17 protein-coding genes and 1 CRISPR repeat array (1 of these 18 only partly in view) are annotated in these 24487 nt (G+C 48.7%); of the genes, 9 read left to right on the top strand and 8 right to left on the bottom strand.

Annotation, left to right across the window (positions count from 1 at the left end):
• Positions 1–1634: a CRISPR direct-repeat array (repeat unit 28 nt; unit sequence GTTCACTGCCGCACAGGCAGCTTAGAAA) (it extends 1218 nt beyond the left edge of the window).
• Between the two features lie 433 nt (positions 1635–2067).
• Together CX664_RS09440 and CX664_RS09435 are read left to right on the top strand one after the other, a co-directional pair.
• Positions 2068–4434: a hypothetical protein gene (locus CX664_RS09440; protein ID WP_101746496.1), complete on the top strand. Its 2367-nt coding sequence runs from the start codon at positions 2068–2070 to the stop codon at positions 4432–4434.
• 114 nt (positions 4435–4548) lie between these two features.
• Positions 4549–5571: a hypothetical protein gene (locus CX664_RS09435; RefSeq protein WP_145999915.1), complete on the top strand. Its 1023-nt coding sequence runs from the start codon at positions 4549–4551 to the stop codon at positions 5569–5571.
• Positions 5572–5586: 15 nt separating this feature from the next.
• Here CX664_RS09435 and CX664_RS09430 read toward each other — a convergent pair whose 3' ends face one another.
• Positions 5587–6522, bottom strand: coding sequence for a T3SS effector IpaJ family cysteine protease (locus CX664_RS09430; RefSeq protein WP_101746494.1), 936 nt, complete (start codon positions 6520–6522; stop codon positions 5587–5589).
• Positions 6523–6797: 275 nt separating this feature from the next.
• Here CX664_RS09430 and CX664_RS09425 point away from each other — a divergent pair, with 275 nt between their 5' ends.
• The 4 genes from CX664_RS09425 to CX664_RS09410 all read left to right on the top strand — a co-directional run bounded on the left by CX664_RS09425 (position 6798) and on the right by CX664_RS09410 (position 10442).
• A complete protein-coding gene (locus CX664_RS09425) occupies positions 6798–8777 on the top strand; it encodes a penicillin-binding protein activator (RefSeq protein WP_101746493.1) in 1980 nt (659 codons plus the stop codon).
• Positions 8755–9129, top strand: a complete 375-nt coding sequence (locus CX664_RS09420) for a YraN family protein (RefSeq protein ID WP_101746492.1) — start codon at positions 8755–8757, stop codon at positions 9127–9129. Before CX664_RS09425 ends, CX664_RS09420 begins: the two co-directional genes overlap by 23 nt.
• 98 nt (positions 9130–9227) lie before the next feature.
• Positions 9228–9812 (top strand): phosphoheptose isomerase, encoded by a 585-nt coding sequence (locus CX664_RS09415; protein ID WP_101746491.1) that lies wholly within the window; start codon positions 9228–9230, stop codon positions 9810–9812.
• Positions 9813–9857: 45 nt separating this feature from the next.
• Positions 9858–10442 (top strand): BON domain-containing protein, encoded by a 585-nt coding sequence (locus tag CX664_RS09410; RefSeq protein ID WP_101746503.1) that lies wholly within the window; start codon positions 9858–9860, stop codon positions 10440–10442.
• An 84-nt stretch (positions 10443–10526) separates the two neighbouring features.
• Here CX664_RS09410 and CX664_RS09405 read toward each other — a convergent pair whose 3' ends face one another.
• From CX664_RS09405 to CX664_RS09395, 3 genes are all read right to left on the bottom strand, one after another.
• Positions 10527–11612 (bottom strand): ankyrin repeat domain-containing protein, encoded by a 1086-nt coding sequence (locus CX664_RS09405; protein ID WP_101746490.1) that lies wholly within the window; start codon positions 11610–11612, stop codon positions 10527–10529.
• 162 nt (positions 11613–11774) lie between these two features.
• The gene (locus CX664_RS09400) at positions 11775–13169 is read right to left on the bottom strand and encodes a hypothetical protein (RefSeq protein ID WP_101746489.1); all 1395 of its coding nucleotides are present in this window, start codon (positions 13167–13169) and stop codon (positions 11775–11777) included.
• Positions 13170–13423: 254 nt separating this feature from the next.
• Entirely contained in the window at positions 13424–14026 is a 603-nt protein-coding gene (locus tag CX664_RS09395; RefSeq protein WP_101746488.1) for an NADPH-dependent FMN reductase, read from the bottom strand.
• A gap of 166 nt (positions 14027–14192) precedes the next feature.
• Between CX664_RS09395 and CX664_RS09390 the strand changes: the two genes are divergently transcribed.
• Positions 14193–19640: a hypothetical protein gene (locus CX664_RS09390; RefSeq protein WP_101746487.1), complete on the top strand. Its 5448-nt coding sequence runs from the start codon at positions 14193–14195 to the stop codon at positions 19638–19640.
• A 38-nt stretch (positions 19641–19678) separates the two neighbouring features.
• Here CX664_RS09390 and CX664_RS09385 read toward each other — a convergent pair whose 3' ends face one another.
• The 4 genes from CX664_RS09385 to CX664_RS09375 form a co-directional block, all read right to left on the bottom strand.
• Entirely contained in the window at positions 19679–20101 is a 423-nt protein-coding gene (locus tag CX664_RS09385) for a ClpXP protease specificity-enhancing factor (RefSeq protein WP_101746486.1), read from the bottom strand.
• 38 nt (positions 20102–20139) lie between these two features.
• A complete protein-coding gene (locus tag CX664_RS09380) occupies positions 20140–20769 on the bottom strand; it encodes a glutathione S-transferase N-terminal domain-containing protein (RefSeq protein ID WP_101746485.1) in 630 nt (209 codons plus the stop codon).
• Positions 20760–20921 carry a hypothetical protein gene (locus CX664_RS26325; protein ID WP_163369794.1) on the bottom strand — a complete coding sequence of 54 codons (162 nt, stop codon included), beginning with the start codon at positions 20919–20921 and terminating at the stop codon, positions 20760–20762. The genes CX664_RS09380 and CX664_RS26325 overlap by 10 nt, the downstream gene beginning before the upstream one ends.
• A gap of 1269 nt (positions 20922–22190) precedes the next feature.
• On the bottom strand, positions 22191–22823 hold the full coding sequence (locus CX664_RS09375) for a hypothetical protein (RefSeq protein ID WP_145999913.1): 633 nt from the start codon (positions 22821–22823) through the stop codon (positions 22191–22193).
• Between the two features lie 137 nt (positions 22824–22960).
• On the opposite strand from CX664_RS09375, the gene CX664_RS26320 reads away from it, so the two are divergent.
• Both CX664_RS26320 and CX664_RS25620 read left to right on the top strand, forming a co-directional pair.
• Entirely contained in the window at positions 22961–23128 is a 168-nt protein-coding gene (locus tag CX664_RS26320) for a hypothetical protein (RefSeq protein ID WP_163369798.1), read from the top strand.
• A 119-nt stretch (positions 23129–23247) separates the two neighbouring features.
• Positions 23248–23871 (top strand): hypothetical protein, encoded by a 624-nt coding sequence (locus CX664_RS25620; protein WP_145999912.1) that lies wholly within the window; start codon positions 23248–23250, stop codon positions 23869–23871.
• Positions 23872–24487: the final 616 nt, after the last annotated feature.

Raw genomic sequence — 24487 nt, 5'->3', positions numbered from 1 at the left:
GGCAGCTTAGAAAGGCTGGCCAGGGGAACCACGGTAGCAATCCAGTGTTCACTGCCGCACAGGCAGCTTAGAAAGACAGCACAGGCCGCGAGCTGGATATGGCCATGTTCACTGCCGCACAGGCAGCTTAGAAAGTTGCCCCAGCTGCCGCCACGGACCGGGAGCCGTTCACTGCCGCACAGGCAGCTTAGAAAGCATCTGCTACGGTCACGACTTTTCCCACGAAGTTCACTGCCGCACAGGCAGCTTAGAAATACGGCTACACAGCACTAAAACAGTTTCCAAAGTTCACTGCCGCACAGGCAGCTTAGAAAAACCGGCATTCCGATTGTTGCTGTCTGATTGCGTTCACTGCCGCACAGGCAGCTTAGAAATTGGCCAAATGAATCCGGAAGTCAGCCCCGAGTTCACTGCCGCACAGGCAGCTTAGAAAATCGGTGGCGGTGCGGTGGCGTTTGATTTCAAGTTCACTGCCGCACAGGCAGCTTAGAAATCTGAAACTTTCCGAAGGCGTGTTGGACACCTGTTCACTGCCGCACAGGCAGCTTAGAAAAAAGAGAGTGAAGGTCATACGGGCGCGGTGTCGTTCACTGCCGCACAGGCAGCTTAGAAAGCACGAAGCTTTTGTTATGCCAAGAGACAAAGGTTCACTGCCGCACAGGCAGCTTAGAAAACACATGAGGTCTATCTTTGTTTCGTCGTACAGTTCACTGCCGCACAGGCAGCTTAGAAAACGGTGCTTTCCCAGTGCTTGTTGGCGATGGAGTTCACTGCCGCACAGGCAGCTTAGAAAAGAAATAAGCCAACTCGAAAAGAACGGATTCAGTTCACTGCCGCACAGGCAGCTTAGAAAGTTTTCTATGCGCTATTAGATCTAGTCGCCCGGTTCACTGCCGCACAGGCAGCTTAGAAAAACGGCCCTGGCTCCGGAAAAAGAAAGGGAGAGTTCACTGCCGCACAGGCAGCTTAGAAAAGCAAAGTTGCGTCTTTCTTCAGTCTCTGATTGTTCACTGCCGCACAGGCAGCTTAGAAAACCAGCAGTAACCGGAACTCACGGCCCGCCAGGTTCACTGCCGCACAGGCAGCTTAGAAATCCGACGGCCTGACCACCAGCTGTCCCCGACGGTTCACTGCCGCACAGGCAGCTTAGAAAACCAGCAGTCATCATGAACGACATGCTTTTGAGTTCACTGCCGCACAGGCAGCTTAGAAATTTCACACTTTCTAACATAGCTTTACATTCCAGTTCACTGCCGCACAGGCAGCTTAGAAAAAACATACATAACATCATGTTTGATAAGTTCGGTTCACTGCCGCACAGGCAGCTTAGAAAGCTGAACATCAAGGCCGACGACGTGCAGCTGCGTTCACTGCCGCACAGGCAGCTTAGAAAACTCGGAACGCAACGCCCCTGCCCTGGACCGTGTTCACTGCCGCACAGGCAGCTTAGAAAGCACCCAGTACCACTGTAATAATTGATTCCCATGTTCACTGCCGCACAGGCAGCTTAGAAAACCATGGGACAACGAATCAGTGGCCGTAATTTGTTCACTGCCGCACAGGCAGCTTAGAAAAGTCAGAAAGGAAAGTCTGGCCGGCCTGTCCGGTTCACTGCCGCACAGACAGCTTAGAAAGCAAGCCCTCTGATCCAATGTGCCTAGTACATGGTTTCAATGAGTTTGACGTGTACGATCTCCGTTCACCCTGAGCGGAGTCGAAGGGTGCTTGGCACGATCTATCAGAGTCCGGAGTTTCCGCCCTTCGACAAGCTCAGGACGAACGGAGTGCGGAGGCACGACAACCCGTCAAACTCATTGAAACCATGTACTAGGGCCAGTTCACTGCCGCACAGGCAGCTTAGAAAGTCGATTTCTACGACAATGGCGTCTACTTTTGCGTTCACTACCTCAAAGCCACCCCGAAAACAAGACAAACGCCTCACCACTATCAACAACTTTTTGGATATAGAGGGATGCTTACACCTCCCCCCACAACACCATAAATGGAACCAAATAATCATATTGAGGTCGAAAGGCGGTGTTTATAGCCAAGTGTGCAGGGTTTATCTTGAAAGCAACAGTATCAACCCACTCTCACCCGAAGCCTGTTTTCCGGGCCGGTCGACAAACCGGCTCCAGCGGGATTCCTGCCCCCTCCGGCAGCACATTTATCGGTAAAAGAATTTCAAATCTTCAGTCTCACAGAAAGAGAACCACTGCCCCGGATGAAGGCAAATGGATTGAGGATGCCTTTTGGAAAAGAAAACCATTAAACGGGCGTCAAGTGACCTCGGCGGTGGTGCTTCAAGCTTATTATAAATATGACAAGAGCTCTCTGAGGCCTGGCCTCTTCCTGCAAAAACTTTGCTTGCAGAACATTCTACATGGCAATAAAAAGATTACCGCGGATCAGGTCATGCAAGAACTCAACCGGGAACCAGTTCAAAACAACAAGCAGGCATTAGCGATAGCACGCTTCAAAGCGGAATGTTGCCTGAGGGGTCTGTTGTTGAATAACCGGGAGGTCACACCGGAAGCAGTGGTTGAAGGTTATCAGGCAGCCAAAGCCATACTGGAGCTAGCCCGTTTCAAGCAGGAATGTTGCCTGAAGCACCTGCCGTTAAATGGCAGGGAAGTCACACCGGATGAGGTGGTTAAGGGTTTCCCGGATAGTTCGGAAGGCAGACTGGGGATAGCGCGCTTCAATGAGAAATATTACCTGAGTGGGCTGGCGTTGGATGACCAGCAAGTCACGCAGGATACAGTGGCCAAGGGTTATCTGGCAATCAATGCAATACTGGAGCTGGCGCGCTTCAAAGAGATATGTTACCTGAAAGGCCTGCCGTTGAATGGCCAGCAGGTCACACCGGACGAGGTGATTAAGGATTATGAGACAGCCGGTGCAGTACTGGAGCTGGCACGTTTCAAAGCGGAATGTTACCTGAAGGGCTTGTCTTTAAATGGCCAGCAGGTCGCATCGGGGACAATAGCCAGGGATCTTCAGGAAGCCAATACGACACTGGACCTGGCACGCTGCAAAGAGGATTGTTGTTTCAGGGGGCTGACGCTGAATGGCCAGCATGTCACACCGGATGCGGTGGTTAAGGATTTTCGGGCAGCCAGGGCAACTCTGGAGCTGGTGCGCTTCAAAGCGGAATGTTGTCTGAAAGGTCTGCCGTTGCATGGCCATCATGTCACCCCGGATGAGGTGGACAAGGAGTTCCCGGACAGCCCGGCAGGCAAACTGGGCAAAGCACGCTTCAAAGAGGCATGTTGCCTGAGGGGCCTGCTGTTGCATGGCCAGCAGGTCACACCGGATGAGGTGGTCAGGGACTTTCAGGAAATCAGGGCAACACTGGAATTAGTGCGCTTCAAAGCCGAATGTTGCCTGAAAAACCTGCCATTGAATGGCCAGCCAGTCACACCGGATGTGGTGGTTAAGGACTTTCATGCCGCCAAATTAATACTGGAACTGGCCAGCTTTAAGGGACAATGTTGCCTTTTGGGCCTGGCGTTGAATGGTCAGCCGGTCAAACCGGATTCAGTGGTTAAGGATTATCAGTCCGCCAGGGCCCCACTGGAACTGGCACGCTTCAAAGCAGAGTGTTGCCTGAGGGGCCAGCTGTTGAATGGCCAAAAGGTTGCACCGGATGAGGTGATGAAGGATTTCCCGGAATGTCCGGAAGGCAAACTGGGGGCAATGCACTTTAAAGAGCAATGTTGCCTGAATGGCCTGGCGTTGAATGGCCAGAAGGTCGTGCCGGATGAGGTGGTTAAGGATTTTCAGACAGCCAGGTCGACACTGGAGCTGGCACGTTTCAAAGCGGAATGTTGCCTGAGGGGGCTGTTGTTGAATGGCCAGGAGGTCACACCGGATGAGGTGGTCAGGGGTTTTCCGGTGAGTCCGGATGGCAAACTGAGAATGGCGTATTTCAAAGCGGAATGCTGCCTGAGGGGCTTACCGTTGGGTGGCCAGCAGGTTGCACCGGATACAGTGATTAAGCACTATCAGGCACTTCAGGCCAAACTGGAGTTATCGTACTTCAGAGCGGCATGTTACCTGAAAGGCCTGCCGTTGAGTGGCCAGCAGTTCACACCGAATGAGCTGGACAAGCAATTCCCGAATAGTCTGGAAGGTAAACTGGGGATAGTGCGCTTCAAAACGGCCTGTTTCCTGAGGCATCTCCCGTTGAATGGCCAGCTGGTGACACCGGATGAGGTGGTTAAGGGTTACCGGGCCGTCAGGGCAACCCGGGAGCTGGCACACTTCAAGGCGGAATTTTGCCTGAGGGGCCTGCCGTTGAATGGCCAGCTGGTCACACCAAATGAGGTGGTTAAGGAATACGAACGGGGAGGCTGGTTAGATGACCGGGATTTTTTTTATTATCATCTGCCATTGCCTGCAAAATCTGAGTTATTTTTAAGTATTTCATGATTTCATGAACATGCTGCAACAAAGAGCGGTATGTTTGATGGCCTCCCCCAACATGAATGGAACCTGACAGTTATATTGAGGTCAAATGTCGTTATTTGCAGTCAGGGGTTTATTTTGCAAGCAACAGCCTCAGCTTACTATCACCCGGGGCCTGCCAGCCGGGTTGATCAACAAGCCGGTTCAAGCCGGTTTCCTGACCGCTTCGAAAGTACCTTTAACGGTAAAAGAGTCACCAGCCATCTGTATTATCGAGGTACAGCCATTCCCCTGGATGGCAAAGATGTTGAGGATGCCTTTTGGGAAAAAAAACCATTACAAAAACGTAAAGTAACCCCGGCGGATGTGCTTACCGTATACGGAATGGACACCAGTTCTCTTAGAAGCGGCTTCTTCCTGCAAAAGCTCTGCTTACGGAACATGCGATGTAACAGAAGAAAGATTACTCCGGATCAGGTCATTCAGGAATTCACCCGGATGCCAGACCGAAATCATAAGTACAAATTAGCGATAGCGCGCTTTCTGGATGAATGTTGCCTCAGAAGACTGCCGTTGCATGGTCAACAGGTCACACCGGATGCAGTGGTTAAGGGTTATCAGGCAACCGGGGCAGCGCTGTCGCTGGCGCGCTTCATAGCGGAATGTTGCCTGCGGAGGCGGCCACTGAATGGCCAGCCGATCACTCCGGAAATGGTGGTTAAGTGTTTTCAGGCCACCTGGGCACCTCTGGGGATAGCGCGCTTCAAAGCAGAATGTTGCCTGAGGAGGCTGCCGCTGAATGGTCGGCCGGTCACTCCGGATGAGGTGGTTAAGGATTTCCGGGCCATTGGGGCCACATTGGAGGAGGCACGTTTCAAAGCAGAATGTTGCCTGAGGCATCTGCCCTTGAATGGCCAGACGATCACTCCGGATGAGGTGGTTAAGAAATATCGATCAGTCGGGGCAACACTGGAACTGGCACGATTCAAAGAGGCATGTTGCCTGAGACATCTTCCGTTGAATGGCCAGCTGGTCACTCCGGATGTGGTGGTCAGGGAATATGAACGGGGTGGCTGGTGGCGTGAAAGAAATATTTTTTGTTCTCACCTGAGATTAAGTACAAGAGGATCGAAAATTCCTGCCCGGATAACAAGGAAGTAATAGAAGCGATTAGTTTTAACCACCAGCAAAAGCACTCCTGCCTGTTCCAACATTACCTGCACTGCTTTTAAGGGAAGGCAGTGTTGCATAGGAATCTTTATCGCTGACCAGCATATAAACACCACTGGGCCTTATTCCCGTTCGCCTGGCGTAAGCTTTCACGGAAGGGTAGTTGATTCCTGTTTCCGGATTATAACAACTGCCATCTGGCCGCTGCATAATATAGTGATCCCGCCGGACTTTGAGACCATGATCGTCCAGACCGAGCATCGAGTAATTGCAAACATGTACCAGCAGCCGCTCATTCTGGCACAACCTCGGCGGTGAAGTGCGATGCACCGGACAATATTGTTTAATTTCTCTCCAGCTGACAGGATCTCTCTGCCCGAAATACCACTCGGTAAGCCATGATGAGCAATATAAGCGACTGTCCAGCCCAAGCAGTCTGGCCGCATTCCTGATACCCACCGGACCGGAAGCAGGGCCGTTATTCAGGTCTCCCAGCAGATCAGGCTGCAACTCCCCATTACCGCTGACCAGTCTGCCGGTAATTGCATAAATCGCCGCCTCAGCACTTCGGTCCAGAATGGACTGGCCATTAAATTGATAGAGTCTATTGTTGGATATTTGCTTTATACCAAGCTCATAAGCTGCCTGCTGCAGGCACCTGGCCGCACAGCTATTGTTGTACTGTTGCTTTGGCAAGGTATTGAAGTGGTTTGCACCCACCAATGTTACGCGCCTGCTGCCCAGGTAAGACTTGATAAATCTGGCATCACGCAAATCCCAGATTTGCCTGACCACATCGGATTCCGGCACCGTCACTTTCCAGCGAAACAGCCAATAGGCAAACCCTTTAAGCCTGCCCAATCCGTTCCCGGTATTGTAGATAAAGGATCCAGCATCACGACCGGAAAACTGCACATAACCTTCACTGATAGCAACACCCATATTTTCTTCCCTGAATAGCTGTCACAACCCAACAATGGTTGGGCATTTGGAATATCTTACTTCGTCATTACCAAAACTTGAGTAACGAAACAGCAAGTAAACCTGACAATTCATACCACTGAACGTAAGTATCACTTTGCCTCCCACAAAAGGGGAAACGGTATGAAAGCAGATAAATAAATTCGAACCAACAATAGCCATAACCTATAGTGTCGATTCCATGGCCTGTGTACAATCGAAGCAATTAACAAAGCCCCCCTGGCCCACGACTGCAAATGATGACTTATACAACTGCTCTGAGTAACAGCCTGCCCCGAAAGCTGGCAGCCATTGCTATCGCTGCGCTGATTCCTGCACTGATGACTGCCTGCTCATCACAGCCCAAAAGCCCACTTGCACCAATCGCAAAATCGATCAAAAGCCTCGACCAGCAGCTGGCCGAGGCAGCGCGGCTCAGTTACCCGGAGCGGGCCACCCGGACGCTTGCCATCACCAGAGAGCTGTTGAGTGAAGAACCGACCCGCACACAGCAGATTCTGGATCAAATGCCGTACCAGCAACTGCCCAAGCCAATCCAGGCAGAACTGGCGGTTCAGCAGGCTCAGATTGCCCAGATCAATAGTCAGGACTGGGCGGTGTTTGAGTGGCTTGATCGCGAGGCGGTCATTGTCAGTAACAGCACCTCCGTTAATGCCCGGGCGCGCACTCTGAAAGCACTGGCCTATGCCAGATTTGGTGAATATCAGGCCTCCCTGGATGAGTGGCTGCTGGCTGGCCCCTACCTGACAGAAGCAGAACGTGAACCCCATTACGACAGTTTCTGGCAGACACTCCTGCATGTCCCGGCAGAGCGGCTCAACAGCCTGCTTCAACAGGAAAAGTCACAAAAACTGAAAGGCTGGCTGGCTCTGGCCTTAATCTATCAAACCGGTCGCAGCCTGGATCAGCAACTGGCCGGACTTGAACAGTGGAAGCGGGACTGGTCATCCCATCCGGCGCACAAGTATCTGCCCGGGGACTTTGAAACCCTGAAGAGCAGCTCAACCAGTCGTCCTGACAAAATCGCTCTTCTATTGCCCCTGTCCGGAAGGCTGAGCAAGGTCGGGGAAGCCCTTAGAGACGGCCTGCTGGCCTCTCACTATGAAGCCATGGGAGCAGGAGACCCTCTCCCGGAACTTCAGTTTTATAATACCCAGGACACCGATATCAACGATCTGGCCACCCGGGCCATTGAGGAAGGAGCACAGTTGATTATTGGCCCTCTGAGTAAAAGCCGGGTAAAAGCGATAAACAGTGATATTACCAACCGTATCCCGGTTCTGGCGCTGAACTATATTGAGGACGCAGCCGACCCGCTGTCCGTCGATGGCGCATCGGCAACACCGGCCGGGTATCGTGCGGGTCTCTACCAATTCGGGCTCTCGGCAGAAGATGAAGCCATTATGGCCGCTGAACGAGGCAAACTGGATGGACACAGGACGGCCATTATCATTACGCCGAACACCGAGTGGGGCAAGAAAATCAACGCCACTTTTGCTGCCCGATGGGCAGAGCTCGGCGGTGAAGTTGTCGGCTCCGGTGAATTTGACCCGCGAACCCAGTTCAGTACCCTGGCTGGCAGCCTGTTGCACACCGATCAAAGCGAAGCGAGAGCCAGACAGCTGAACCGTGTTCTGGGCGAAGACCTGGGATTCCAGGCTCGTCGACGCCAGGACGTGGACATGGTCTTTATTGGTGCCAGCCCCCAGGAAGCAAGACAGATCAAACCTGCCCTGGCCTATCAATACGCGCGCAATATTCCGGTCTATGCAACATCCAGCGCATTTTCCGGCATCACCAATACCAGTCAGGATCAGGATATGGACGGTATTCGGGTTCCTGTTATGCCGTGGTTAATTCCCGGAACACCAGACCCGCTGGAACAACAGATCAATACCCTGTGGCAACAATCCAAAGGCCAACTGGGCACACTTTACGCACTGGGTGCCGATGCCTATAGGCTCTACCCAAGACTCCAGCAACTGGCAAACCTGCAAGGCAGCCAACTGCCGGGAATGACCGGATCTTTGAGTATTGCTCCGAGTGGAAAAGTCCGTCGTGAACTCTCGTGGCAAATATTCAGGAATGGCCGACTCACGCCACTCCCTATTGTGAAGCCCAAAACCCCGGAACGTGTCACCTCTGTGAAAAACAGAGTGACCAAACCAGCAACCACTACTACTTCCGCCCTCTATGCCCTGGAAGCTCAACCTTAGTAGCAGAAAGGGTGCCGAGGCAGAAAAAAGCGCCCTGTTGTTTTTGCAGCAGCAGGGGCTGACGCTTTTGCATAGAAACTTTGCCTGCAAAGCCGGTGAAGTTGATTTGATTATGCTGGACCATGCCACCCTGGTTTTTGTCGAAGTTCGCTCCCGGAGCCATGTCCAATTCGGTAATGCCGCCAGCTCAATTGACCGAACCAAGCAACAGAAAATTCGCAAGACCGCCGCCGTTTATTTGCAAAAATACCGCCAGCACTGCCACAGGATCTGTCGATTTGATGCAATATCCATTGACAATCATGACGGCACAGGGCAAAACAGCTTAAAATGGATTAAAAGTGCTTTTTAAGAAGTTATCTTAGAAGCAGAGAAATCTTCTGATCGCTGTTCAGAAGAGCGACTTCAGAAGAAAGAAAACCGGATGGTTTTCATTTCAAGGTTTCAGGCATGCATGAACGTATAACGCAACACTTTTCCGACAGCATTGACGCCAAAATCCGCTCGGCCGATACGCTCCCTCCGCTCATTGCCGACGCCGCAGAGATGATGGTTCAATCTCTGCTGAACGAGGGAAAAATCATGGCCTGTGGCAATGGTGGCGCAGCCGGCGATGCCCAGCACTTTGTTTCTGAGCTGCTTAACCGGTTTGATCGTGAACGCCCTGCCCTGCCAGCCCTGTCACTTTGCGCAGACAGCCTGACCATGAGCTCCATCGCTAACGATTCCAGTTACAACGAAGTGTTCTCTAAACAGATACGGGCACTGGGTCATGAAGGTGACATACTGCTGGCCATCTCAGCCCACGGCAACTGCCCCAACATGGTTCAGGCCATACAGGCCGCCCATGACAGGAGCATTCAGGTGATCGCCCTGACCGGCAGGGACGGCGGTGACATGGCGCGCCTGCTCCACCCGGAAGAGGTGGAAATCAGGGTGCCTGACATAAGCCCACAGCGCATACAGGAGGTGCATACCCTGGTTATTCATTGCCTGTGCGATCTGATTGATGAGTTCCTGTTTTCCGCTGAATAATCTGGCATTATCTCCAGTAATTTTTCACTATGCATGAGGGTAACCATGAAACCTATCGGCATTGCGCTCTCTACCTGCCTGCTCACCGGATTACTGACCCTGTTAAGTGGTTGCGCCGCGCTGGTTGACTCCGTTAACGAAGAGCCGGTCAACATTGATAACAGCAAACGCACCTGGGGGTCCTGGGTAGATGACCAGACCATTGAAACCGTCACCGCCGTGAACATTAACAAGGCAGATCCGGCCCTGAGAGAGTCAAGAGTCAAGGTGATCAGCTTTAACGGTACTGTCTTGCTTATTGGCCAGGTTCCCAACGCCAACCTGAAAAGGCTGGCTGGTCAGACTGCACAGAGGGTGGAAAAGGTCCGTCAAGTCTACAATGAGCTGGAAATTGGCCCAAACGCCGATATCCTGGTGCAAAGTAATGACAGCTGGTTAACTACCAAAATCAAAACCTCAATGGTGACCAGTGAAGCCGTTGTCGCTGACAGAATCAAAATCAATACAGAACAGGGAACGGTTTATCTGATGGGACTCATTACTCCCAAAATGGCACAGGAGGCCGTATCGATTGCCGCCAATACCTACGGAGTGTCTCGCGTTGTAAAGGTGTTTGAGTACGTTCAATAATCAGCATAGAGGAATACCAATTGAACTTTCGATTGGTATGTTTTTTTGATGAGCTGGAAGCCGATCAACACAACTGATGCCAGCTTATCGAATTGCACCGTAAGAAACATTTTGACCAGCACGCAGTGATGTGCATTCACTGGATGAATGGATTTTTCTTTCTCTTATGGCTTTTTCTATCATTTCCACAGTTTCTTTGTCTCCGCGATTGAATAGGGCGGCGCTAAGAGGTGCCTTGGTGAAAGAATAACGCCCCAAGTTCAATATTTTCAATTTTTTCTCTGGGTCTGCTCCATTAGCTAATAAGAGTCTGACAATCTCATTATTACCATTCTGAGCTGCATAAAAGAGCGGCGTGGCCCCCTCTTTAGTAGCCAGGTTAACATCAGCCCCTTTGTTGATCAGCAACCGGGTCAGCCCAACATACCCATTTTCCGCAGCATAAGAGAGCGGCGTGACCCCGTCTTCATTAGCTTGGTTAACTTTAGCCCCCCTGCTAATCAGTAGCCGGGCCACCTCATCATTATCCTCCTGAACTGCAAAATAGAGCGGCGTAGCCCCCTTATAAGTAGCCACGTTAACATCAGCACCTTCGTCGATCAGCAGCCGGATCAGCTCAACATGCCCTTTTTCCGCAGCATAAGAGAGTGGTGTGAACCCCTTTTTAGTTTTCAGGTTAACATCAGCCCGTTCGTAGATCAGCAGACGGGCCAGCTCAACATACCCTTTTGTCGCAGCATCATAGAGCGGCGTGTACCCTTTTTTACCAGCCTGGTTAACACAAGCCCCGTTGTCGATCAGCAGCTGGGCCAGCTCAACATGACCTACTTGCACAGCATACCTGAGCGGCGTGAACCCATCTTTAGTGACATAGTCAACATAAGCCCCTTGATCGATCAGTAGTCGAGCCTGCTCAACATGACTTCCAGCAACTGCAATAACCAGCAAGGAAACGATATCCCCGGATTTTACCGATCGGTAATCCTGGGAAACAATAGATCTGTTCTTTTGCAGTTCCCTATCCAGACGGCCGAGATCACCGACCCTGCAGGCCGCCAGTGGTTCGGGCTCATTGTAGGGATTGGCACAGCTTGCTCTAGAATTGGCAGAATCGGGTTTATCAAATCGCTGATAGGAGGGCAATCCAATAAACCTTCTAATTGACTCCATAGATCACCTCATTGTCTGGTCTGGTGTAGAAAAGCACCCTTAGCGAGGGTGGCAGAAAATTGAGGATAAAAAATCGGAAATTTTTAGACCAATCGACAAGGGCCAAGGGTGGTAGCCCCCGGCCAACAACCCGAATGTTGTTCAGGTTAAGCCAACCTCTAACTAGCAGTATGGGTTTCTTGGATCATTATCGGACCCTCCAACCGGTCTGTCACACTGGCCTTTGACATGTGGATGACCTACATAATTTGCCCGTTCATCTTCATAAGCACTCTTACTCTGGAAGGAGTCAGAAAACGAGGTTTTTTTGAATTTGGCCTTCAGCTCTTTGGCCGACACATCAAACAAGCCAAATTTGGGGCGCAGATCACCACCCCCAAAAACCAACTGGTTATTATTACCGTTACGACAAAAGGCGCTTGCTTTTAACTCACCGTCCACCCACAGTTTCACCTTCCCGCCAGATGCCCCCCCGGTGGTTGAAAACACACTCTTTTGAACCTGATACTTAATTTCAAACCAGCCTTTAGGCAGAGGCATCACGGCAAGATACTTACCATCCTGAACGCCATCACAACATTTCGCCTGATTGAGCGAGGTGGCCGCCCCTGCAAATGAGGGCATGCACTCCTGATTCCCGGTATTAAACTGCTCATAGTAGGCGCTGGCCTGCAGAGTCAGGTAGTTTTTACCGTCATGACTCATGACCCTGAGGGCAATGGGAGACACACTGCCTGTTTCCCATGTCACCCCTTCTGTTTTCAATGCTTCATAGGTTGCCACCGACGCATCCGGTGTCAGGTGTGACAGATAGCCATCAGCGCTCTTATAAAGCCTGGAATCAACGGTCTCCTCCAGCGAAAACAGCGTTCCCTCAACGGGTTCGTCACCGGCTTGCAGTTTAAGGGTCAGCTCACCGTATGAGGACAAATGATTACTGCACCGATACTGATCATGGAATACCCCCATGGCCCTGCCCAGATCAGGATTAGTGACGTCTTCGCCCCGGGACACAAAGCAGGGACTGACACCAATATCGTTATCTGCTGATACCGTGGCATTACCGTGAGAGTCATGATGCGTCATTCGAAATACAACCTCGTTATCCCGATCAATCTTGACCTGTAAGCTATCCGGATTCCTGCTGCCACCTACCCGCATGTACGAATCATCCGCCGTAAGATCTTCAGGCCCCAGCGGCCTCTGCGAATCAATAATGACAGGAACTGAAGTCCGCGTGCGTGAGACATACCGTTGCCCGGTATCAGCACTGCGACGCTCCCGGCCGACCCCATCCACAGAGTCATTTGCACAGCCTGTGGCATTCAGGTGAAGCTTTTCCAGCAATCTGTCGTGTATTGATTTGCCACCGTCTTTCTCTATCTCAGATAAAATCCTTGCCTTACCAACATCCCCTCCAGTCAGAGGCAGGTTCGGGTCGATTGCATCCACAGACCTGGATTGAAAGGTTCCAACGTCCGGTGATCCTGCTACCTCAGCACCAACAGGAAATGAGACATTGGGCAAGGGAGCCAGGGAAGCATTGCCAACAGTCATTTGAGCACCTCTTCAACTGATGAATTGATATGTGGCATGGACCAGGAGGCTGATCATCAGCTTTAGATACCTTTATAGAAAAATGAAAAACAGCAACCACCGATCAACCCCAGACCAGATGGTGGACTACACGTTGGCTTAAATAGTTCTATAACAAAAGGAAATTCAACCAGGCGGGAGATAGCCATTGAATTCTATGGTAAGGCAATGCGGGAACCGGGAGGCTGCCGAAAACAGTCTCCCGAGTATCACAGCTACATGCCATTGCGGAATGTCTTGTGATCAACAACCCCACTCTCTCTGACGTGCTGCAACCCTGTTGAATACGCCTTCAGCAGTTTAAGGCAGTAGTCCACCCGGTCCTGCAAATGTTTATCCCCTTCAGGATCCTCTCCAGTGAACACCTGCCCGACATGACGGACAATCACATGATCCGGCAGATAACAGATACGGCAATTCTTGTAACTACTGGTACGAAGTTCCACCACAGGATAGGCCCCACCCTGCCCGGCAGAAACCGCAGTAATCAATGCGGGTTTATGGCCCAGCTCGGCGGTACCAAACAGTAGAAAGAAGTTCTTCAACCCCGCCGGTACCATGCCGCTCCACTCCGGTGCCACGACAATCAGCGCATCCGCCTCTTTCAATGTTTGTTTCCAGGGTGCCAGTCTGGCCTGCCACTGCTCATCACCACGCCAGATGGACTCATCCCAATGGGGAAGCGGGTTGCCCGCCAGCGATAGAATCTCAACCGAGTCAAACAGGGAAAGCTCAAGCACACGATTCGCCAAAACCTGACTTATCCGCTCACTCTGGGATTCCAATCGATGACTGCCACTGATAATTGCAAGCTTCATTTTTCTTCCTGTTCTGCTTTGGACAATTGCACTGAGAACTTTAACAGAGAGTTTCAACATCCGGGATTATTTTTATCAATCTTGCAGGATCGTCACTACCGCTTCCTGCACTGCTATGATTAGGCCTTCAGGTATTCTAAATAAATAAAATTGACAAGGTCTCACCATGCAGGTTTCCAATGGGGCAAATAACGCAGCGCCATCAACAACATTATTAACCGGGGTCAACACCAGTGGCCCTGCTCGCGCCGATACTGTTGAGAGACAATTAAATCGTCAGACTCCACCGTTAAATACTCCGCTGGAAAAACCGCTAACCCGCTATAAAATCGAAGAAATGAACCCTGCATCACCCGTTAAAGCAACTGCTGAGCATGAGGCAGCATCAAGCACTCCCCCGGAAATCGCACAAAAAGACCTGCCGTTAGCCAGTGCGGCAAAAATAACACAACCCTCTCTGGCAACAACCAAACGGTCTATTTTCTATGAAGTGCTGACGGAAATCATGTACTTTCACTGTAATAATCCGGGGCAACTGGTTATCTTTGGTTCCTGCGGTATTGACCTGCTACACACTCGTATCAATGAAAATGTAAATGATATTGATATACTGTTGAATGATGAAAAAACCACCAACAATCTACTTATTCAACTCAATCGAAGACTGCAACAAATTGTGTTTAGCAAAGATTTCCCCTGGAAAGACTGTAGCCCGAACCTCCGTCTTGTTGGTAACCAACCGTATCATGGTGAGCTATCACCTTTATCAGGGCAGTTAACCCTGTTTCATACCGGAAAACCCTGGATCAAAATTGAATGCTCGGTTAAAACCGCATGGATGAAAGAACTGGACCTCACCCGGGATGATTATGTCATCAGAATCCCCACCCATATAAGTACAGAGTACAAAGGCACTATTCCTGTTTTGTCGACAATGGGTTATCTGGCTCTCGACCTTTTTTCGTTGAAAAAACTTCATGACAACTTAATCACAACGACAGAAGACAATCAAAAACTGAGAGTCATACTCAATAGCGCAATGACTCTTTCAAAAATAGAGAAGCACGTTTTCACCCTTTACTATCACCCAAAAAATCCCGGTTTACATAAGTCAGAACCCTTTAAGGCACTGAATAGTGGGTTTGTTGAAGCAATTACTTTAATCAGGAACATCTACTCTGCTGATCAGCTATATCACAGTTTTTTTGATTCACCCTATCAGCTAAAACATTCCAGATCCCAGGAAAAAAGGGCGTTGATCAATATTCTTTCGTCCGATAAATGCAGGCATGAAACGGCCTACTCATTCAATGAACTGATGATTTTGCTGAGAAATGATTTTGATCTGGAAAATACGGCAAAAGATGGCAATTGTTTTTATGCGTCCCTGGCCAGTGGACTGAATAAAAACAGAGCAGCAGCAACCAACTTCCTGAAAACCTATAATGTTCTGCTGGGCACCTCGCTCCACGATACTGCACATGAGCAGGTTGTTATCCGTCCTGATATGGTTAGGTGTATGATCCACTGCTGGATAGCCTCTGCACTTAACGCCGGATTGAGCGCCTCTGAGTACGAGGAACTGAATACTCTGATCCTTCCGGAGCCGGGCAAATCCATCCATGACCTGCTGAAGAGCCGACTCATTGCCAATCCGGCAGCTAATCCCAATGATACCGGCCACTACGGATGGAGCTCTCTATTGCACATAATGGCTATTGTCACCGGGACAACCATTATCTTGCTGAAAGTCAATCCCAAAAAACAAAACATTGAGAAACATAAGCACAGTATTCATGAAGCCAATCAATTAACACCAAATCTGATTAAAACATTAAGGGCTAAACAGCCAGCACTGTTTAATAGCGATGCAAATGATCCACGAATAACCAGTTTATTATTTATTGCTCACTCCGGAGGAGACCATTATTATGCAGCCTCACCATCGCCAGGGCTGATTAACGTTTTCAGGCCCTATATGCTGACTGAACATTATCTTATTGCGCCTTTCCGGGCTAAAGAAACTGAGTGTAAACAGCCACAACATGACGCCAGTCAACCACCGGCTCATCAGCAGGCCATCTCTGAAGAGACAGCGGGCTGCGCGCACCAAAGCTCAGATGTTGTCGAACAGAAAACCGAAAGCCTACCCCCGGAAAGACCAGCAAGCAGTGTTGCAAAAATAAACACGCCATCAAAAGAAACAACAGCCGGACCAGCGAATCCGGCAGAGACCACAGAGTCAGACCGAGAGGAACGCATCAGGAAAAAAATCCAGATCGTGTTAACCATAATTTCCAACCCGAAAACCAGTAATAGCCTGAGCAAGAAAAAACTGGATAACCTGGGCGACAGTTTATTTGATGAGGTGTTAAAGGTTATTCAGGAACCCGACCAGACGAATCCGATAACCGTTGATATGAAAGCCTTTTCGGATACGACACTGTTAGCACTGGAAACAGGAAAGCGGTTAAATCACATAGAATCCATACTGTTTCTGGCACTGCATAAGATCATTCATCACTGTGACGCGAACAACCCGATATTCATGACTGAAATACTCAGGGACCTGCATACCGTCAACCGTGCATGGCACATACAAGCCCCCGTTGTACTGGCGATTCTGGCGGCCCGGACCGGATCTCCTGAAGCATTCAATCTTGCCATGCAGCCGCTCTACCCGACTTTCTGCAACCAGACATATCATAAGCTGCGCTTCACTCTTCCTGCCGAGTTCGACGAGATCTACCCTGATTACAGGACCATTATTCCCCAACATATTCACAATGCTGGGCATTATATAGAAAAAAAGAATTTTTCTGCCGCTGACTGGCAAGAGATTGATGTGCATTTTCCGGTAAATGAAGAGATCAACCGCTTATTAACCCCGACACTGTTAATCAGTGATTCCCCTGAATATGCTAAAACCGACATCACCACAATACGCTCGGCAATGCTGAACTGTGCATACAAGGGCCATATATCCCTGCACCGAGGTGATACTCCACGGTCCCTGACGTTCTTTTTAAAATCGGCCATTGCCTACATAATGGCCACTGATAACGGGGCTGATATCAGTCATTATGAAGAGGCGGCGGGCCTCTCGGCTATTTATATGACCATTCGCCTGATTTCCCGTATTGATCCGCAGTGCAACCTGCAGACAGAAGCGCCGTTTCTGCATAGCTGGATGCCCCATATTGATCTTATCCGACACCGCCTTGAGACTGCCAGCCTGAACACATTGCTCTACGCTATCAAGGCTCAACGAGCTACCGAAACACTATGGACTCACAGCTGGTTTACCTACGCCTACAGCAAAACAGCCACACTGATGGGGCAGACACTGCCTGAGTCTTTTGAGACGTTTAGGTCGTTAATGGATCACCAGACAAAATTCCTGTTTGATCATGGCAGCCCCATCCGCGAACTCCCGGCTCTCGAAGCCAGACAAAAACCCGATACGACAGACACAACATCACTCGTCGCCAGAAACAGTAGGGAATACAGACTGGCCAGTGGCCATAAAACCCAGTGCGCAGACCCGGTATTGCAGGCAAAGTACAAAATCAGCGAGAAACTGGAAGCAAAAAAACAAACCAGAAAAGCGGTAGAGATTGTTCGAACCCTGAAACAACGTGTTGACCTTTTGTCAGATGACTTTATTCAGTTATATCAGGATGCCAACCCCAAAAAAGCAAGAAACACTGCCAATATTTATGTCCGGGCCATTCAGTTACTTGACCAGAGCATTGAACTGGCCACCCGGGATATCCCCATCATTACCCGCGAACTCGAAAACGCCTCCAAAAACAGGGCAAAAAACAGTTTTCTGGAAAAAACCAAAATGCAAGAAGCCATGTTAACCTACAACACACTGTACGGTTTTGCTGCACTGGCTCATATTAAAGAAGAGCTTCTGTTTGAACAGGAGGTGACGCAGAAATTAGTAGAATTTCACAATACCCTGCTTACCAAAGAGTCAGCAGAATACATTACCGTCAAACAACATCATAAGTTGGAAAAACTGGTAGCCAACTTCATCGAATTGCTGGACCCATTACAGTACGCCGATATATCTGAACAATTCTTAAAAAACATGGTATTGATATTGGTTTCCTGTAAGCGCCTTGTTGCAAGCTGTTTAAGCGATAGAAATGTCGCCTCCATACAAGCTCTGATCAAACAGTGGATAGCCTATTGCCACGATGAAAGCAATCTGCTGGAGACACTGGAGCTGATCATTACGCTGGACTTGAGTGACCATGAATTCATCACACAGTTTAACCCTCTTATTGATACAATATTGCTGAAAATTCAGTACTTAACTGCAAAACAAGACGATAGTTATGATCAAGAGGACCAACTGATTCTCTACCAAAATGTTGAAAAAATACTGGGAAAATTTAATTCAACCGAGCAGATCAATTTTTACCAGTCCATCTGGTCACCCCAATTAGAAAGACTCAAAAAAATGACCAGTCAGGAGCTGGAGATTAAAAATGCCAAAGCAGAAAAGTATTGGAATATTTTAATCAGGGAAGAGCAGGAAAATAATGCCAGGGAACAGAAAAAATTAGAATCCATTATCAATCGCAAACTGTCAACAATAACCTCAGAACAAAAGAACCAAAACACTGTGAAACCCGATGAATCTGACAGCGAAGAATCCACCTCAGGGGAAAATCATCAACCACCCTGCAGTGCCAGTAGTGATCACGTTGATGACCATATAGACATCGCTTCTTTGGACATCGAAATTGGCTCACTGGATTCACTGAAAATGGCATGGCGACATTTTGGGAGTGGTCAGCTATCACAGGCCAACACCCTTGTATTGGAGATGCTTAATAACCCGCCGGACGACTCACTATTGATTGTTCAGATTAAGTCGTTACGATCCGAGATACTGATTAAACAATTTTTTGATGTCGTACTTCAGGGTATGCAGAGAAGCCGGGGTATTTTAGTGTGCTCCACTGACTATCTGAAAAAAGTGGAAGCCGATCTGGCCAAACAAAAAGAACTGTCAAAAATCGATAAAAATACAAAAATCACTGTACAAAAACAGCCGATACGTAATCTCAGTGATAAAGTTTTTGAACTGGCAACATTATTCTCAACACATCAACAAATACTGCAAGATGCGTTTACACTGCAAAAAGAGATCATCAATGTACTGCAACTATTCACCTTCGACAGTGATCAGGAAACACAGGATTTATCACTGATCAAATCTGACCTTGAACTGATTATCGAAGCACAGGATCGTATTACCTGCTTTGTATCCAATATAAAAACAGCCAGTGAAAATCTGATAGCGCTCCTTAACTGCCGAAGGCAACTGCTGGCGCTTATAAAGGAAGTAATGGCCAGGAAATCAATTTCAGGTCAGCCCGGTTTGCCAGCCGTCGGCAGTGACGCTTCGAAAAACAGATCATCTGGTGCGAAAAGCAATCTTAATGCAGCCCCGGAAGAAACCCTGCCCGAAAATTCCATCACGGAAATCCGCAACAAAATGGAAACACTTGCCCAGGCGATGGAAAATTTCAAAGATCGCCTGCTTATGCCGAAACAGAGAAATTTTGTACAGAGGCTAATCGAAGCATCCTGACAAAGAGCCGCATCGCGGCTCTTTGGATCAGAAACGGGCTACTTAACCACTTTTAAGTGAGGACGCCCCGGCTTTTTCGGTGGTGGAGGAGGCTCTTCATCCGGCACTTCTGCCTGAACCTCTTCTGCCTCTTCCTGCTCATCAAGCGGCTCCGCCTCAAAGACCATTCCCTGACCATTCTCCTGGGCATAAATAGCCATCAATGCCGGAACAGGTACGGTAATCGTCAGGGCGCGACCACCGAAGCGACCGTCAAACATGATGTAATCATTACCAATATTCAGAGCCCGTACCGCGGTTGGCGAGATGTTCAGAACGATCTGGCCATCCTTGACGAACTCCTGGGGAACCTCAACGCCACGGCGATAGGCATCCACCAGAATATAGGGTGTGCAATCATTATCAAGAATCCATTCATACAGTGCTCTGGCAATATACGAACGGCTACTGGTCATTGTCATAACAGCCTCCGGACAAACACTTCACGCCGCCAGCCAGGTTACTCACGCATTTCCTTTTCGATTTCAGAAAGGCTTTCCTGGAACGACTCACGCTCAAATAAACGCTCAGCATAGTCCAGAATAGACTTACCCTGTTTCGGCAGCTCAACACCCAGCAACGGCAGACGCCAGAGAATCGGTGCCACACAGCAGTCCACCAGGGTAAACTCTTCGCTCATGAAGAACGGCATTTCAGCAAAAACAGGCTCAACCGCCAACAGACTCTCCCGCAACTCTTTACGAGCACGAGCCGCAGGCGTCTCCTTGGTTTTGGGATCCAGAATAGTATCCACCAGGGCACACCAGTCTTTCTGAATGCGGTGCATGATCAGTCGGCTCTGGGCGCGGCTGACTGGATAAACCGGCAGCAGCGGTGGATGTGGGAAACGTTCGTCTAGATATTCCATCATGACGTTTGGTTCATAAAGAACCAGTTCCCGGTCAACCAGCGTAGGAACGTTGTTGTAGGGGTTCAGATCGGAAAGCTCCCGAGGAAGGTTTTCCGGATTTACATTCTGAACGTCAACCGCAACGCCCTTTTCTGCCAGTACAATACGAACACGGTGACAGTAATGGTCAGCTGGATCCGAGAAAAAAATCATGGATGACTTTTTGGCAACTACAGCCATGAAGTACCCCCGCCTTCATGCAAAGGATGAGAGAGTTCGGCAACAATCCCGGCCATGACAATAGCCGAAGGATGACCACAGGCTACCGCATAACGGGTAAAACAGCCGCCCGCGAAATAACGCACTATCATAGCAAACTTTGTACCTGCCATAATAGTCCCAGCAACGCAAATACTTACTTTCCTGTTGTTATTTTGGCAGAGTGTCACTGACAAGCACATAAGTAGCTACAGGAGAGATATGGCCACCGGGCTACTGACCGAAAACCTCACGGGCATAATTGATAATGATGTATTGATCAGTTTTTTTCAAAACTTCAATTAACTTTTGTTCAGAATTCCGAGAAAAACAACCTGATCTTTCACCACAGGAAATTATCTTTTATTGTGGTAATTCATAAGGAACTTTTTGGAAATAATTAAGTCAGATAATTTTGTCTGTCCGCAGCCAAAATAATTGTTAATAAAAATTATGGATCGGAAGTAACAAATAATCTGAGGATAATAAGGTATATGAATTTCTCTAATGGAACGTCTTTAACGGTGACAACACAACCAGAGGCCCACCGGTTATGTGACTACACCCTTAATTGTGAGCGAATTAAACAAGATCGCTATGGGTGTGGCATCACTACATCGTTGGTTGCCGGCGGAGGTGGTGCTATTGGTGGTTTTGTAGCCTATAAAATTGCAGGCACAGTTGGTAACACTGTCGCTGGTGTCTTCAGCGGCCTGTCTGTTGGCGGATGCTTTTCTTGCGCCGTGTGTCTTTGTGTAAATGCCTGTTCAGATGACTGCGATTACATTAAGCTTCGTAATCGAGAGATCACCACCTCCACCGAACTGGCTCCCCTTGCAGTTAGGCAGCAACATAAACAGGAGCAACTATCGGCTGAACCTCCGCCTTACTCGGGAACTGGTTGCAACCCTACAGCGTCTGTTTGGGTCCTGTCAGAACTACCTCCGCCTTACTCGGAAAAAGATTCCATCCGCACAGCACCAGTTCAGTCCCAGCCAAAACCGTACTCTTCTTCTCCATTGCCAAGCATCGACGATTTTAGCTCCATTCACCCTACTACTTATGCTATCTCTTAAATCGTCAGTGTTAGATCAACCTCGGAAGTAGCGTCTGGTGCCTATAGGCTGACTTCTGGCGGCTCAACCTCTCTGGGTTTGCCGGGGGCTTCGGCTTTTGCTAATTAATAATGGGGGCTTTCGCAGGTTGGCTGATGAAAAGTGAGGGGTTGCAACAGAAATAGCCTTCAGGTAATCAAATATCTCTTTACTCAGTGATCAGTTAATGACAAAAAGTAGATATTAAAACGACTTTAGCACTCGAATAACTGAAATTATTGACCCGACGTCAGGTCACAGCCATTTAAAACAAGCTTCGTGAATGATCAGGAGGATAAAATCGGCCAATTACGATAGGTCGATACCAAGAGCTGCTTTGAATAAGGCTTCTATTCTCGCTTTAGCCTGATTATCCCCGCAACGAAAAAAAGGAATATCTAAACCCTCCATTAATAGTTCTTTTGCATTCTGTGGGTTATCCACTGCTCGATAATCATCAACTTTCAGACATGCGGTAGAAGCGTACGGATCAAGATCCTTAAAACGTTCACATTTGTTGTTTACGTTAATTAACTCCTGCTGAACATATGTTTCAACAAGATTATGCAAAAAGATCAAGTTTCTTCGTGTAACGTCTTTCAACACGTCCTTGCCATGGGATATACAACTTGAAATTTCAGCAATTTTGCTGTCCATATCTGGATATTTCTGTTGTATTTTCTGTCGCGTCTTCTCTGCAACTGATACACCACCGGAAAAAATCTCTTGAGTCACTGATCCGCGAGATAAGCAGTAGTTTTGACCGTGCCGGGCATTATGTGCCTTGATCAAATAATCGAGCAAATTTTTGCTCTGTAATTCCGTGGCATATCCACCTATTGATTCAATAAATCGGGTAACCTCTGGACCTAATGTCTCGGCCATAACAGCTTCATAGGCAGGCGGTAAGCTTGAAGCGCTACCTAAATTGGATACATTCATAATTTACCACTTTAAATTAAATAGGTGATTTCTCGGACAAGGTATGCAAGGAATAGTTCCACATCAAAAGCTGGGGGCAGGTCTTTCATAATGCATAACAATTGTCGTTTATAGAGATAAGAGGAGGCGTTTGCACAATGAAAGACCTGACACCAGCTTTTCCCTTTTCCCTTTTCCCAGCTTTCCAGCTTTCCGACACCAGCTTTCCTGATTTGATGAGCCTGCCAATTGAGCACATGAATAAGGAAATTCCAGCAAGTTGCTTCCGATCATTCGCCACAGGAAATTATCTTTTACTGTGGTAATTCATAAGGAACTTTTTGGGAATCATTAAGTCAGATAACTTTATCTGTCCGCAGCCAAAATTATTGCTGATAAAAATTATGGATCTGAAGTATCAAATAATCTGAGGATAATAAGGTATATGAATTTCTCTAATTCCAGGTCTTTAACGGTAACAACACAACCAGAGGCTCACCGGTTATGTGACTACACCCTTAATTGTGAGCGAATTAAACAAGATCGCTTTGCGTGTGGCATCACTACACCGTTGGCTGCCGTTGGAGGTGCTGCTATTGGTGGTGTTGTAGCCTATAATACTGCAGGCACAGTTGGTAACACTGTCGTTGGTGTCTTCAGCGGCCTGTCTGTTGGCGTTTGCTTTTCTTGCGCCATGTGTCTTTTTGTAAATGCCTGCTCAGATGACTGCGATTACATTAAGCTTGGTAATCGAGAGATCACCACCTCCACCGAACTGCCCCCCCTTGCTGTTAGGCAGCAACATAAACAGGAGCCACTATCGGCTGAACCACCGCCTTACCCGGGAACTGGTTCCATCCGCACAGCACCAGTTCAGTCCCAGCCAGGACTGTACTCTTCTTCTCCATTGCCAAGCATCGACAATTTTTTTAGCTCCATTCACCCTACTACTCATGCTATCTCTCAAATCGTCAGTGGTAGATCAACCTCGGAAGTAGCGTCCGGTGCCTACAGGCTGACTTCTGGCGGCTCAACCTCTCTGGGTTTACCAGGCTTCGGCTTTTGGTAATTAATAATGGGGGCTTTCGCTGGTTGGCTGATGAAAAGTGAAAAAAACAACCTGATCTTTCTGGCTTGCTCCTGATTTGTTAATCTTGCCCATGAATGGTTCGCTCCGTTTCTTATTCTGAATGATGTTCCGCAAAACTCATTCTATCTTGGCTCATTTAAGCCGTTTTGGGAGCGGGGTGGACCATTCCATTAGGTCTTGAATCTTGAATTCCCACCTGACATCAACCCCATCAACTGCCCAAAAAACGAAGCATTCCTTACTGTCTACACCGCCTCATCCGCAGGCGCTTCCTTCATCATCTCCACCAGTTTATGCCGAAAAGTAGCCGCATCTTCGGTTTCCTCCAGATAGTTCAGCAGCTGCTCCATCCGCTTGCCATACATGGCCTGGTATTAAGGAGTTGTCTGGAAATAACTTCCCTATTTTCATTGCCTGACTGGACTGAGCTTGTCGAAGTTCGGTGGCACGACCCTTCGATACTTCGACAAGCTCAGCACTCAGGGTGAACTGAGATTGTGCACGTCAAAATCATTGAAACCATGTACCAGGAGCCTGAAGGGAGTAGCAAGACAAATCAGTAAGTTTGATCACCTATTGCATTTGCTCCGTACAC

Source organism: Endozoicomonas acroporae, from assembly GCF_002864045.1.
Taxonomy (GTDB): Bacteria; Pseudomonadota; Gammaproteobacteria; order Pseudomonadales; family Endozoicomonadaceae; genus Endozoicomonas; species Endozoicomonas acroporae.
Note: the sequence above shows the minus strand (reverse complement) of the source record. Positions and strands in the feature narration are given on the sequence as shown.